The organism is Streptomyces sp. NPDC003023 (genome assembly GCF_042888225.1).
In the GTDB taxonomy this organism is placed as follows: domain Bacteria; phylum Actinomycetota; class Actinomycetes; order Streptomycetales; family Streptomycetaceae; genus Streptomyces.
This window is the reverse complement of record NZ_JBIAPL010000014.1, coordinates 165,056-177,074: the sequence shown is the minus strand read 5'-3', so window position 1 is coordinate 177,074 and position 12,019 is coordinate 165,056. Positions and strand designations below refer to the sequence as shown.

Genomic DNA, 12,019 nt, shown 5'->3' with positions numbered 1-12,019 from the left:
GCGCGCGTCCTGCTCCGCAGGAACGACGCGCCGACGCTACGCGTCGGTCCAGCCCCGCTCCGCGGGGGCTGGGCTCGGTCCCTCCGGGACCGGATCCGCTCCGCGGATCGAGTTGGGTCGTCGGTGCGGTGTCCCGATCGCTCCGCGATCGTGCCTCCTCCCCGACTTGTCTTGGCTCTTCAAGTCCAACATGACTGGGGTGCAGGTTAATTCGGCTGGCAGCGAGGGCCCGTGGGTCGTTGTTGCGCCCGACTGGATTTTTGTGACGCCTCGTCAATTCACGACCAGAATGCCGAGCCGGGCCAATCCTGTGTGCCGCTGCTTCCTTATATCCAAAACTTTGGAGTATTCGAGTTCTGCCACTCCCCCCATACCGGAGATGGGACCCGGAGCGCGCGAAACGCGGCTGCCGCCGCACTGAGCTCAGCGGCCAAACCTCAGCCGTTCGATGGCCCGATGGTGCCGGGAGCAAGGACCAGATCGATGCCGTGCTCGGCAAGGGCCGCGGACACCAACTCTTCTTGTTCTGAGGGGAGTTGATCAGCGTTCAGCTTGGTGCGGACCTTGGCGAGCCAGGGACCGATCATGACACGGTCGCCGTCCACCTCGATCCACTCTCGGGCGCCGGGGGTGCGTCCCCACCGTGCCACGAAGAGCCCGAGGATCTCGGTGGTCTGCGCGAACGTGCGCCGCCGCGATGTGCTCGGTCTGCCCGCGGCGTGCTCTTGGTCCAGGAGGGCACGGTCGGGGGCGATTCCCATGCGGTCGAGCAGATCGCGCTGGCCGGGGTCGAGATCGGACCAGCGGGTGAACTGGCGGTGCAGCCAGCTGCCCGCCTTCATTCCATGGATGACCGTGTCGCGGCGCAGCGTGCTGGGGTGGTTGCCGGCTTCGAGGTGGCGGCGCAGCAGATGGTATTTGCGATGCCAGTCGGGGCCGTAGGGGAGTTTCCAGTCTGGGTCGAGGGCTGTGAGTTGGTTGTGGCGGTCGGGGGTGAGGCGGTCGTTTCGGGCCAGGGCGCGCTGGTCGGCTAGGAACTGGCCGCCGGGTGTTTGGGTGGGGATGGCAAGGTGGCCGTGTTCGGCGTGGAAGGCCTCGACGGTGGCCAGGTGGCCCTGCCAGGTTGCCTCGTGGTCGTCCCAGATCATGCCGAGATCCTCTAGCTCGGCGATCCATGCCGGATCGAGGGCGCCTGCCTGGTAGGCGGTGCGCTGGCCGGTGATGAATTGCCCCAGCCGGTAGCCGTAAGCGTCCTCGTAGTCGGCGCTCACGCGCAGGTGGGTGTGTTCGCTTTGGTATCGGATGGCGGCGGCTAGGCCGGCGCGGCGGGGGGCGGACAGGACGGCGCCGTGGGAGGGCCAGACGAGCAGGTCCAGGGCGCGGGCGATCGCGGTGGGGTCGAGGGTGTGGTCGAAGTGGAAGCGGCGGGTGATGTAGGTGTGGGAGTCGCGGGCGGGATGCTGGTTCTTGGCTCGGGGGGCGCGGGCGGCGATGGTCTGGTCGTGGTGGCGCAGGGCGGAGGTGACCAGCCAGAGGGCTTCGTAGGGGGTGCCGAGGAGGTCAGTGGGGTCGGCATCGGGCGGGATGTAGGCGGGGACAATGAGGCTGGCCGTCTTCGTCGTGGCGGTGGGTGGTTTGCGCAGGGCGCGGCCCAGGGCCTGGACGATGCGGCGGACGCTGGCGGTGCGGTCAGCGAAGACGACGGCGTCGACGGCCGGCAGGTCGACCCCTTCGCCGAGGACCTTGGCGTTGGCCAGCACGGCCCGGTCGGCGTTGGTGAAGCGGGCAATGATGTGGGCGCGCCGGCGGGGACTGTGAGTGCCGTCGATGGACTGCACGACGACGTCGTCCGCCCAGTCGGGGCGCAGTTGGTCGGGGAGGGTGCGCAGGGTGTGGGCGAACTGGCGAGCGAAGTCGGCGGCATCGGCGATTTGTTGGAAGTAGACGAACACGTGCCGCAGGTCCTGCTCGCGCATGGCTTTGAGGATGGCCAAGTGCAGGGCGGTGGTGCGGCGCGCGGTGGGCCCGGCCTCCGGATCGGTGAGCGCGGTGTGCAGTTCAGTGTCGGTGACGGTGGGGACGACTAGCTGGTAGTCGGCCAGGACGCCGTCATCGATGGCGTCGGCGTGGGTGTAGGTGTGCAGTCGGGGGCCGAAGATCTGTGGCTGGTCCATGGTGGCCAGCAGGGCCGGGTCGTCCCAGGCCGGTGCTGTGGCGGCGGTGCGTTTGGGCTGTGGCCTGGTGGTGGGCGGCTCGGTCAGGCGTGGGGCTTCCCATACATACGGGGTGGCGGTGAGGTAGAGGCGGCGTTCGGCGGGGATGCGTTCGTTGTTGTGCAGCGCGGTCCAGTTCTTCTCCCAGGTGCCGGCCGTGGCGTGTGCTTCGTCCACGATCAGCAGGCCGAAGACTGGGGCGGGGAAGATCGCGGAGTGTTGGGCTTCTTCGATCTTGGACAGCGAGTCGTAGGTGAAGAAGACTGTTGCTTTGGGGTGGCGGGCGAGCCAGTAGGACAGGTACTCCCCCGCGTTGGCCGAGTCGACCTTGGCCTCGGCGAGGAGCGGGTGTGATTCGGCGCGCAGCGAGGAGACCGTGATCATCGGCTCTTGGCGGCCGTCCGCGCGAGCCGCTGCCGCCCACTGAGCGACCAGGTCCAGGGTGGGCACTGCCACTGCCAGGTGTCGCAGGCCGAGTTCTTCGGCGACGCGCAGTGCGAGGAGGGTCTTTCCGGTGCCGCAGGCCGAGACGATGTGTCCGCGGGTGCGCGGGCGGCGCAGGTGGCGGATTGTGTTGGCGAGGCCCTTCTGTTGGTCGGTGCGCAGGACCAGACGGCCGGTGTGTTCTGTTGCGGTGGGACTGGCGGTCATCGCGCGGTTCCTCGGCATACGTGAGGGGCTGACTCGCGTTCATTCTCGCGTACGGAGGGGGTGTGGCGCAGTGTCTCTTGGTTGGCGGGGGCGCGCTGCGGGCCACGCGCGTCTTGCAGCCATCGAGCGCGAGGCCGCAGCCTGAGCCACTACCTCCGGATCCGCCCCTTGCTCGCACACCCCTGGCCCTCTGCTCCCGCCTCGTCGGGCGGCAGGATGGGCGGATGGCAATGAGCGGGACGGAATTGCTGGTCCTCCTACTCGAACTCGACGACCCCGAACGGCTGGAACAACCGCTGTACTACGACCGCGCCGCGACCGGCCTCGCGTTCAGCGAGCTGGTTTGCCGACTCGAAGCAGAATTCGGCGCTCCGTGCGAGTCAGAGCGGGACACTCAGGACTCCAGTGAGTACGGCCGCGTCCGCGTGCCCGCGGACGCGACGATCTGCGGAACACGGATCGTGGTCTGCGTGAGCAAGTTCGGCTCCCTCGCCGAGGTCTGCGCCGACAATCCGGGCGCCTTCCTCGGTACGGACGAAGCCTGTCAGGAGGGCGCGCTGGATCCCACCGACCTCGCCACAGTGGAGCAGGCTCTGACCGAACTCGGCTACGTAAGCGTCCCCGAAGAACTACTGGAGAGCGACTACGAGGGCCCCAGCGCGCTCGAGCACTTCGCAGCGCGGCCCACGTGGTGGACGCGGTTCTTCGGCCCCTGGTGATCCACCCCACCGAGCCGAACGAACCGCCTGTCATCTCGCTGAGCACGTTCATCCGTACGTGACTGAGCACATTCTCGAGTACTCCGACACACCCTGAGCCACCGACTTTCGTGTCGTCCGCTGCACACTGCGGCACCTGCGAGGAATTCGCCTGGAAATCAGGGCGATCCCTGGCAGGCTGAGGGCATGGGACCACTCGGTGATCAGGAGCTGGGCGCGGCGATTCAGCAAGTCGGCTCACCGGAGTGGTCTGTTCGCGCCGCTGCCGGACGGCAGCTCGCCGCCTCCGACAGGATCGGGGATGTCGCGGGTCTCCTCCACCGTCTTCTCTTGGACGCCCAGGACACAGCGGTCATCCAGGAGACGGCAGTGGCCCTGCTCGAGCGCAAAGACACCATCGGCCTGCGACTCGTCCTTCTCGCCTACAGTCGGGCGGCCGCCAACGACGCGGTGGACGAGATCGGTGCTGCCCTGGACTGCGATCCCGAATGGATGACGACCGAGGGCGCAGACCAGCTGATCAAGCACTACCGTGAGCTGGCGGCAGATCAGGACTCCGGCGTCCGTGACGAGGCCCAACAGCGCCTGGCGCGATTGCTGCTGCGGGAGGAGGGGGCGCGAGGCTCGGAGGCGGACTCCTGACTCTCGGATGGTCAGGGTTGCTCCGCGACCAGGTGGCATGGGTGCGAGGCCTCCTGGAGACTGCCTGCAGCCACGTCATAGTCGTCGATCCAGGAGGCCGTGGTCGATCCGGCCGCTGTCGCCGATCGCCAACACGATTGTTGAGGATCGGCAGCTTGGTTCACTGCTCGGGCAACGCGGAATCCGACGTCTCAGCAGGACTAGAGCCTGTCCTTGACGAAGGCCCCTCCCCGCCGCACGGAAAATCTGGCGACCCGAGAAGATCGCTCGACTACGGTCGCGTGGGGAGGTAGACGCGTGTCCTGGCCATCAGTGATCATCCTCGTCTCTGCGGAGCGACGCCTGTCGCTTGAAGGGCGACTCCGTTCCCTTGACCTCGTGCCGGACACCGTGACGGGCGACGAAAGGCTGCACCAGCACGGGTACTCGTACTGCATCGACCTCTCCGGGGGGATCCTTGCGGACTACGAGCCGGAGGAGCTGGAACAGGTGAGGTCCCGGATCGGCGAACCGTACGCGGTCTATGTGTCGTGCCAGTCCATGGACGCGGCCCGGGCCTTCCTCCGTGACGTCCTGCCTGGTGTGGATGGTCTTGTCGACACCAACCACCACGAGATCCTGCCGGCGAACGAGTTCCTCACGCTGGTGGACCGTCACCCCGGATGGGACTGGCGTCGCGTACCGAGCACAGACCTTGCGTAGACCGGCTCGCGTCGGAGTGCTGTCACCTGCCGCACCAGATCAGGATGGCGGCCAGGTGCAGTTACGACCGTGGGGCGGGTCCTTGGCCTGCCGAGTTCGCTTCGTGGGATCCGGATTCCGGCCATGACTGCCTCGAGGGCCGGCGCGTCACCGGTCTGGCCGGCGGTGACGTGGATGGACAGAGGTCGTGCCCGGCTGTCACTGGCCAAGTGGGCCTTCGTGCTCAACCCCACCGCGAGAACGTCCGAGCGCGTGATCCTCTGGCTCGGCCCGGCCGGACGCCCCCTTTTCTGGCTCCGGCCGAATGTTGGTGAGTCCGGGAGACGAGCGAAGCCGCTGAACCTGCGGCAGGGTTCTATGCGGCGAAGCCGACGTTGGTGACGTACTCGTACTGGCCCCATTGCGAGCCGAGGTCGACGATCGTGTCCTGCCATGCGGCGTCGAGGCTCTGGTGGTCGCCGGCTGCCCAGGAGCCGACGATGCGGTCCCAGCGGCGTACGTTCATCGTCCGGTACTCCACCACGCGCTGCAGTGGCTGCGGTACCTGGGACTGGTTGAGCGGGTGGATCTCCACCCGGGTGCCGCGTCCGTCGCGGTTGAGGCGTCTGAGGAGGTGGCGGGCGATGTTGTGGCGGCGCACCGTCCGATATGCCTGGTCGATGCGTTTCAGGTTGCTTTTGGAGGGGCGGCGTTTGCCCTCCAGCCAGGCTTTCAGCGTCCGGTGGGTCACGGTGAGTCCGGCGTCCTGTGCGGCCTTCAGGGTCTGGGGTGACTTCGTCAGGTAGTGCAGGCGGGCCATCCAGCCGCGTTTGGCGGTCACGGGAGTGGCGATGCCGCCCGCGAGTTCGTCCAGCTTGCGCGCGACGGCGTCGCTTCCTTTGATGCCCTGGGCGCCGAACCGTCCGAAGTCGATGTTCTTCTCGGGCACTACTCCCCCTCGCCTGCGTGCTGACCGGCGTCGGTTCCGGCGGTGTACGTGTCCTTGATCTTGACCTCGGTGACACCGCGGCCTTCGGCGAAGACGCGGCGCCAGTCGCCGATGACGTGGAGTTCGTCGGTGCCCATGGCCCGGACGACGGCCAAGCCCTCGGCGTGGGCCTTGAGCGCCTTGAGCCAGAGGTTGGCGAAGGCCTGGCTGCGGATGAGGTGCATCCAGTCCGGGCGGTAGAGCTCCCGGTTGTAGTTCGATTCCCCCATCGTGGAGACGAACTTCGAGTACATCGCCTTCACGTACTCCAGTGTCAGCGTATCGCCCTGCTCGATCGCTGTGTCGCGGGCGTCTTTCAACGCGATGCGGAACTTCTCCAGCAGGTTCTCCGTGGCCCCGGAGGTGTAGGACTCGTGGATCTGAGGAGGCGTGCACAGTTGGTGTTTGGGGCCGGACAGGCGCAGCAGGAGGCGGAGTGTCGGCTCGGTGATCCACAGGGGGCCGGGTTCGTCCCTCTGGCCGATCGGGTTGGGCAGCACCGCTTCGTGTTCCCACTCGGGTGGGGTGATCAGGTGGACTCCGGAGCGGCGGCGATCGTGGGCCAGGCCGGTGGTGTGCTCGAGCTGGCCCAGGGGGAGGTGCGTCTTGAGGGCTGAGAGGTAGGCGCCGTTGATGTCGAGCGCGGTCACCTGATGCGGGCCGGGCGGGAGTTCGTGACGGGTCCATTTGGGGCGGGCTTCCCAGATCTGGTCGGTGCCGCGCGCGGTCTGTTTCTTGAGGATGTCGGGGATCCAGGGGTGTGCGATCACGTCGTAGCGGGCGCCTTTGCGGGTTTCGTCCAGGAGGCGCATCGCGTCCGGGATGGCCCGTTTCAGCAGTGCCGCGGTGGCTGCGTCGGTGTCGCCCCGGTGTTCGGCGAGCGCGTCCTGCACGGCCTCGCGGATCAGGTCGACCGGGCCGGACGGCTTGTGGAACGTGTGGCGGGCCGGGCCTTTGGAACGTTCTGTGGCACGCGCCGGACGTGTCGTGTGCAGCGGTGCTTTCGGGGTTTGTGCGGTGGGCTGTTCGGCTGGCGGGGCAGGCGCGGCAGCGGGGGCTTTGGTGGCGGTGGGCCGGCAGTCGGCCGGGGCCAGGTGCTGAGCGAACCCGGCAACGCGTTGTCCGGCGGGACGGCCGCACAGCACACACGGCTCGGGTAGGTCGAGCGGCTCTACGTCGTCCCCGTCCTCGTCCTGGCCGAGGTCGGGCGAAGACAAAGGGGTGACAGTCGCGGCCGTGTCTGACGTGACGGGCTGCTCCGCGGCCGGCGCCGTCTCGGTCTCGGACCCGGTGGCGAGCTTGGCGCTCAGCCCGTCCAGCAGGTAGGCGTATTTGGTGCGGATCTCGCCGGCCGGGTCCCGGCCGCTTTCCCATCCGCTGAGGGTGGACGGGCTCACGCCGAGCGCGCGTGCCACCTGCGCCTTCGACAGCCGTGCCCGCTCTCGCAGCTCGCGGCGCACGTGACAGGGCGGGAGTTCGGCCTGGGGGCCTACATCGTCGAGCAGCGAGTCGATCGCGTCGAAGTCGCTCACCGGCCCGTCCCCCTCGCTTCGGTCCGGACGGAACGGCGCCTGTCGGCGGGCAGAGCCTCGCATGCTCTGGTCGGACCCGCCAGTAGGTCGAGCGCGCCGATGCCGTAGTGCTCGGCCAGGACGTCGACGTCGCGCAGGCTCCAGGAGATGGCGCCCGACTGCCTGCGCGACACCTGTGTCTGCGTCAGTCCCAGCGCCTCCGCGACCGATCGCTGCGATTCGCCCGTTACCTGCATCAACGCGGCCACCGTCAGCCGCAGCGACTCCTCCAAGCGCAATTCCATGCCGTCATCTTACCTGGATCATGCAACTTTCGCATCGAAGTTGGCTTTTCACTATCAATGATGCAGGAATGCTTTCAGCGTTCTGAGGGAGCTGAAGGTTCTCGGGCACGCGGGTGCCAGCGATCCAGGCCGCCCGATGACCCTCCACGCCGATCCAGCAACAGTGCCCGCCCCCGGCCGAGCGGCCCCGAGGGGCGGGGCTCCGCACCATCACGCGACGGTGCGCCCGCGCCTTCGCGTGACACCGGCCCGGCGACGTCGCAGGCAGGCCCGGCCGGCCCTTCGTCACGGCCCGTCAGGAGCTCCCACTGATCACCGGGTACCTGCTTCTGCCACCCTCCAGGTGTGGGCTACGTCAACGACGACGCGATCGTCCAGCGCCAGCACACGGAACGGCAACCGCGCCCGGACGCCGAGCCCGAACTGCGCCCGCCCCTCCAAGCTCCCTGCGAACCTGGCATCCCGGAAGGTGCGGTATCCCGCGAGGTTCACACCTGGCAGACTGCGACCAGGCAGAGCGGAGTACGTGGGCGTGCCGGTACTGGTGTCGTAGGCGGGAGCGTGGACCACGATCTCGATGATCGCTCCGCCTGAAACGGGGATAAAGTCTCCCGATCCGTGCTGGTAGAGGCCGTCGACGTACCTCACGGAGTAGCCGAGTTCACTACCGTCGGCTCCGGCGACCTCAACGACCATCCGGTCGAAGCAGTCCCGCCGACCGGTCCTGACGTTCACCAGCGGCGTTGCGGTGTAGACGGAACGGGTCTTGGCGAAAGCGCCCCACCCGGTGGGGCAGACCGTGCCGGTACGGGCCCGCGCGGTCTGGGCGGGAAGGGCCGCCGAACCCAGGGTGAGGCTCGCGAGCGCGAGCACCGTTGCCCATACTCGTCCGGTTCGCCGCATTGTGCGCCCCCAAGGTGGCGTTTGTTCCTTATATTTGACAGCGGGTAATATAGCCGGAATCGGTCATGTCCGACGCTTTCACCCGAAGAGGATCCCTCGGGTAGCGGCACTTCCGGGTAGGGCTTCCGTGCGGTGCCGGCCGGAACCATGCCGGTACGCACCAACCAGCCGGCATTCCTCGTGCCGGGCCTCCACATGCCGGCCCGATCCAGCCGAGGACCACAGCAGCGGGCGGCTCCCCCAGCGCCTTGGCCGGCCGCGTGCCGGGCGGGGAGGACGCGCCTTGATCCGCGGTTCGACTCGGTGGGGTTGAACCGGCGGGGGGCATCGGCCTTGCGCGGGCCCCTGTCCGGCCGGGAGGCACAATCGGCGCATGCCTGAGACCTTCGTCGACCTGGGAAACGTACATGCTCCGTCTGGCGTGCTGGTGCTCGGCATGGCCAGGGGGATCGACCAGTGGCGACAGCTGGGTCGACCCCTGTCCGAGCGCGCCAGGGCGGCTGCGGCCGCGGGAGGGGGGCATCTTCGTGAGTGGTTGTGCGAGGCGGTCGCGGTCCCGGCGGCCGCCGGCCGGCCGTTGGGGGTGCGGGCGAGCACCTCTGCGTCTCCGTTCGACGGGGAACCGACGATCGCGACCCTGGAGATCGGCCTCGGGCTCCCATGGCCCGGGACCGCGGACCGGTCGGGGCCGGTCCGGCTCGGGGACCTGCCCGTCGACCGGTGCGGCATGGTTGTCGGCGACGCCGCAGGGCTGGACGCGTGGACGGGAATGTGCGACGAGCCGGCCGACAAGCTCGCCGATGTCTTCTATTGGGGCCGGTACGAGGACGACGCACAAGCGCAGTTCGGCGGTGAGCGCATCGCGCAGCGCGGCATCGACGGGCCGTACGGCTGGCTGGACCTCCCGATGGCGGAGGCGGCCGCACGGGCGGCCGAACTCACCGCCTGGTGTGACCGCCTCCATGGCAGAGGTCTCGTGGTCTCGATCGACGGGCACACTGATTTCCACCGCTTCCGGCGGGCCGGATGGCACCATCCGCTCCACGTCGGTGCGATCGAGGTCGGCGGCTGCCAGGTGCTCGGCATCGGCTGGGACCAGGGCGACCACTCGATCAGGCACCGCGGTGAGCGGGACGGCGGTCAGGTCTATCCGGTCACGCTCGAAGCCGGCCAGGCCGGTGAGATGGTGATGCGATGGACCATTCCTGCCTTCGGCTTCGATGCCGAAGACGAGTGACAGTCCGGGGATCCGCCGCCCTCGTGGGACCGGTGAGTTCCAGGCCTCAGTTGATCTGTGACCCGAGCCGCGAATTCCTGCGAGGGTGCCGGCCGCCATGGACGTGTGCCTGCGCTCCCGGGCGGCAGTTGTGCCGGGGGCCCGGGGAGCCCGTGCTGGTTCCGGCCGGTCTGGCCGGGTTCGCCGCTGGTCACCAAGGGCGGTGCGCGGCTTTATCGTTGGTCGATGCGCGCACACCGTATCGACCGTCCAGCCGATCTCGACGTGGTCCGTGAGTCCTATGACCGGGTGGCCGACAACTATGCCCACATGGTGGTGACGACGGGGGTCGGTGACATCCGTACGCATCCCTGGCTCAAGGCGTCGATCGATGCCTTCGCCGACACGGTGAGGGGGCTCGGGCCGGTGCTCGATGTCGGTTGCGGGCCCGGAACGGTGACCGCCTACCTTGCCGAGCGGGGGCTCGACGTGTCGGGGGTGGATCTTTCTCCTCGGATGATCGAGAACGCTCGTCGTCTTCATCCGCAGTGCCGTTTCGATGTCGCTTCTGCCACCGACCTCGACCTCGCCGAGGCGTCCCTCGGCGGTGTGCTCGGGTGGTGGTCGCTTTTCAATCTTCCCCGTGACGTCCTTCCGCAGGTTCTGGCCCTGTTCGCGCGCGCGTTGAAGCCGGGCGGGCATTTCATCGCCGCCACTCACGTCGGCGACGAGGACGTGGCGCGCACCGAGGCCTACGGCGGTGTGCCCGTTCGCTGGACGACCCACAAGTGGCGGCCGGAGCAGTTCGTGGGTCTGATCGAGCAGGCGGGGCTGCGGCCGGTGGCCGAACTGCGGCTTGCTCCGGAGGAGTACAGCGGGCCGGGTGTGGTCGTCATGGCCGAGCGATCCGACTGAGGGCCGGCGTCGAGGTCGGCGCGGGTTCGCCTGCCGGGGCGCGGTCGTGGACCGCTGGTGGGCGGGTTCTCTTCGTCCGGTCCGTGGGTCGGGATCGATTGTCAGTGGTGGGTGGGAAGGTAGAAGCATCGAGCCGGTTGGAGGGGGAGCTGTTATGTCCGGAACCCAGAATTACATCAATCACGTTGCTCTTGTGCTGGATGCCAGTTCGTCCATGTCGCGTCTGAGCAGCAAGGTCGTCGAGGTCGCCGACCAGCAGATCGAGTATCTGGCCCGTCGTTCGCGGGAGCTGGACCAGGAGACCCGGGTCACGGTGTATGTCTTCGCGGACACGGTGGAGTGCGTGATCTACGACAAGGACGTGCTGCGGATGCCGTCCTTGAAGCAGTTGTACCGGGTCGGTGGGATGACGGCTCTGCTGGCTGCGGCGTTGAAGTCGCAGGGGGAGCTGGCGCAGACGGCTCAGCTGTACGGCGATCACAGTTTTCTGACGTTCGTGCTGACCGACGGGCAGGAGAACGCGAGTCATCGCTGTCCGGGTGCTCCCTCCAGGGAGCCGCGTGAACTGGTCGATGCTGTGGCCCGGTTGATCGGGACGCAGGAGGACAACTGGACGCTGGCGGTCCTCGTGCCGGATCAGATGGGCAAGCGGGAGGCCATGCGGTGCGGTTTCCCGAAGGACAACATCGCCATCTGGGATGCCACGAGCACGCAGGGGCTGGAGGAGGCCGGGCAGGTCATCCAGCAGGCCACCGAGAAGTTCATGGTGGGCCGTTCCAAGGGCATCCGGGGTTCGCGGGCGGTGTTCTCCACGGGTGCGGAGACGGTCAACAAGGAGACGATCGAGGCGGCCGGTCTGACGCCGGTGGATCCGTCCGGGTACCAGCTGGTTCCGGTGACGCGTGACGTGGCGATCCGGGACTGGGTCACCGAGTGCGGGCACACCTACCGGACCGGTTGTGCGTTCTATCAGCTGAGCAAGTCGGAGAAGATACAGGCGCGGAAGCAGATCGCGGTGCTGGAGAAGAAGACGGACCGGGTGTACAGCGGGCCGGAGGCCCGGGCCCTTCTGGGTCTGCCGGACGCGGAGGTGCGCGTCAAGCCGGACCACAACGACGGCTTCACGATTTTCGTGCAGAGCACGAGTGTGAACCGCAAGCTCGTCCCGCACACGCGGCTCCTGCTGATGGGCTGAGGTTTCAAAGGGCCCCCGGGCGGGTCCCGGGGGCCTTGTCGTCGCGGCGTGGAGTGGGGTCGGGGTGCCCACCGTGCGGC

The 12,019-nt window shown here is 68.1% G+C and carries 11 protein-coding genes and 1 pseudogene; 6 read left to right on the top strand and 6 right to left on the bottom strand.

Going from position 1 to position 12,019, the window contains the following annotated elements:
- Window positions 1–437 precede the first annotated feature (437 nt).
- Window positions 438–2,864: a Helicase associated domain protein gene (locus ACFYV1_RS31935; RefSeq protein WP_389399128.1), complete on the bottom strand. Its 2,427-nt coding sequence runs from the start codon at window positions 2,862–2,864 to the stop codon at window positions 438–440.
- 230 nt (window positions 2,865–3,094) lie between these two features.
- On the opposite strand from ACFYV1_RS31935, the gene ACFYV1_RS31930 reads away from it, so the two are divergent.
- From ACFYV1_RS31930 to ACFYV1_RS31920, 3 genes are all read left to right on the top strand, one after another.
- Window positions 3,095–3,583, top strand: coding sequence for a hypothetical protein (locus tag ACFYV1_RS31930; protein WP_389399127.1), 489 nt, complete (start codon window positions 3,095–3,097; stop codon window positions 3,581–3,583).
- 186 nt (window positions 3,584–3,769) lie between these two features.
- Window positions 3,770–4,225: a hypothetical protein gene (locus ACFYV1_RS31925; protein WP_389399126.1), complete on the top strand. Its 456-nt coding sequence runs from the start codon at window positions 3,770–3,772 to the stop codon at window positions 4,223–4,225.
- Window positions 4,226–4,603: 378 nt separating this feature from the next.
- Entirely contained in the window at window positions 4,604–4,927 is a 324-nt protein-coding gene (locus tag ACFYV1_RS31920) for a hypothetical protein (protein WP_389399125.1), read from the top strand.
- Between the two features lie 56 nt (window positions 4,928–4,983).
- On the opposite strand, the pseudogene ACFYV1_RS31915 reads toward ACFYV1_RS31920, so the two are convergent.
- From ACFYV1_RS31915 to ACFYV1_RS31895, 5 genes and pseudogenes are all read right to left on the bottom strand, one after another.
- Window positions 4,984–5,273, bottom strand: a pseudogene (locus ACFYV1_RS31915) (IS5/IS1182 family transposase); the annotation flags it as partial.
- Between the two features lie 9 nt (window positions 5,274–5,282).
- Window positions 5,283–5,855 carry a transcriptional regulator gene (locus ACFYV1_RS31910; protein WP_389399124.1) on the bottom strand — a complete coding sequence of 191 codons (573 nt, stop codon included), beginning with the start codon at window positions 5,853–5,855 and terminating at the stop codon, window positions 5,283–5,285.
- On the bottom strand, window positions 5,855–7,426 hold the full coding sequence (locus ACFYV1_RS31905) for a helix-turn-helix domain-containing protein (RefSeq protein WP_389399123.1): 1,572 nt from the start codon (window positions 7,424–7,426) through the stop codon (window positions 5,855–5,857). Before ACFYV1_RS31905 ends, ACFYV1_RS31910 begins: the two co-directional genes overlap by 1 nt.
- On the bottom strand, window positions 7,423–7,710 hold the full coding sequence (locus ACFYV1_RS31900) for a helix-turn-helix domain-containing protein (RefSeq protein ID WP_389399122.1): 288 nt from the start codon (window positions 7,708–7,710) through the stop codon (window positions 7,423–7,425). The genes ACFYV1_RS31905 and ACFYV1_RS31900 overlap by 4 nt, the downstream gene beginning before the upstream one ends.
- Before the next feature lie 312 nt (window positions 7,711–8,022).
- Complete coding sequence (locus tag ACFYV1_RS31895; protein WP_389399121.1) at window positions 8,023–8,613, bottom strand: hypothetical protein; 591 nt, start codon at window positions 8,611–8,613, stop codon at window positions 8,023–8,025.
- A gap of 373 nt (window positions 8,614–8,986) precedes the next feature.
- Here ACFYV1_RS31895 and ACFYV1_RS31890 point away from each other — a divergent pair, with 373 nt between their 5' ends.
- The 3 genes from ACFYV1_RS31890 (at window position 8,987) to ACFYV1_RS31880 (ending at window position 11,939) form a co-directional block, all read left to right on the top strand.
- A complete protein-coding gene (locus tag ACFYV1_RS31890) occupies window positions 8,987–9,850 on the top strand; it encodes a hypothetical protein (RefSeq protein ID WP_389399120.1) in 864 nt (287 codons plus the stop codon).
- A 225-nt stretch (window positions 9,851–10,075) separates the two neighbouring features.
- On the top strand, window positions 10,076–10,744 hold the full coding sequence (locus ACFYV1_RS31885; protein ID WP_389399119.1) for a methyltransferase domain-containing protein: 669 nt from the start codon (window positions 10,076–10,078) through the stop codon (window positions 10,742–10,744).
- 154 nt (window positions 10,745–10,898) lie between these two features.
- Window positions 10,899–11,939, top strand: a complete 1,041-nt coding sequence (locus ACFYV1_RS31880) for a VWA domain-containing protein (protein ID WP_389399118.1) — start codon at window positions 10,899–10,901, stop codon at window positions 11,937–11,939.
- Window positions 11,940–12,019: the final 80 nt, after the last annotated feature.

Excerpts from the sequence above, each read along its gene's own strand:
- ACFYV1_RS31935 (WP_389399128.1), bottom strand. The coding sequence starts at position 2,864 with ATGACCGCCAGTCCCACCGCAACAGAACACACCGGCCGTCTGGTCCTG.
- ACFYV1_RS31930 (WP_389399127.1), top strand. The coding sequence starts at position 3,095 with ATGAGCGGGACGGAATTGCTGGTCCTCCTACTCGAACTCGACGACCCC.
- ACFYV1_RS31925 (WP_389399126.1), top strand. The coding sequence starts at position 3,770 with ATGGGACCACTCGGTGATCAGGAGCTGGGCGCGGCGATTCAGCAAGTC.
- ACFYV1_RS31900 (WP_389399122.1), bottom strand. The coding sequence starts at position 7,710 with ATGGAATTGCGCTTGGAGGAGTCGCTGCGGCTGACGGTGGCCGCGTTG.
- ACFYV1_RS31895 (WP_389399121.1), bottom strand. The coding sequence starts at position 8,613 with ATGCGGCGAACCGGACGAGTATGGGCAACGGTGCTCGCGCTCGCGAGC.
- ACFYV1_RS31890 (WP_389399120.1), top strand. The coding sequence starts at position 8,987 with ATGCCTGAGACCTTCGTCGACCTGGGAAACGTACATGCTCCGTCTGGC.
- ACFYV1_RS31885 (WP_389399119.1), top strand. The coding sequence starts at position 10,076 with ATGCGCGCACACCGTATCGACCGTCCAGCCGATCTCGACGTGGTCCGT.
- ACFYV1_RS31880 (WP_389399118.1), top strand. The coding sequence starts at position 10,899 with ATGTCCGGAACCCAGAATTACATCAATCACGTTGCTCTTGTGCTGGAT.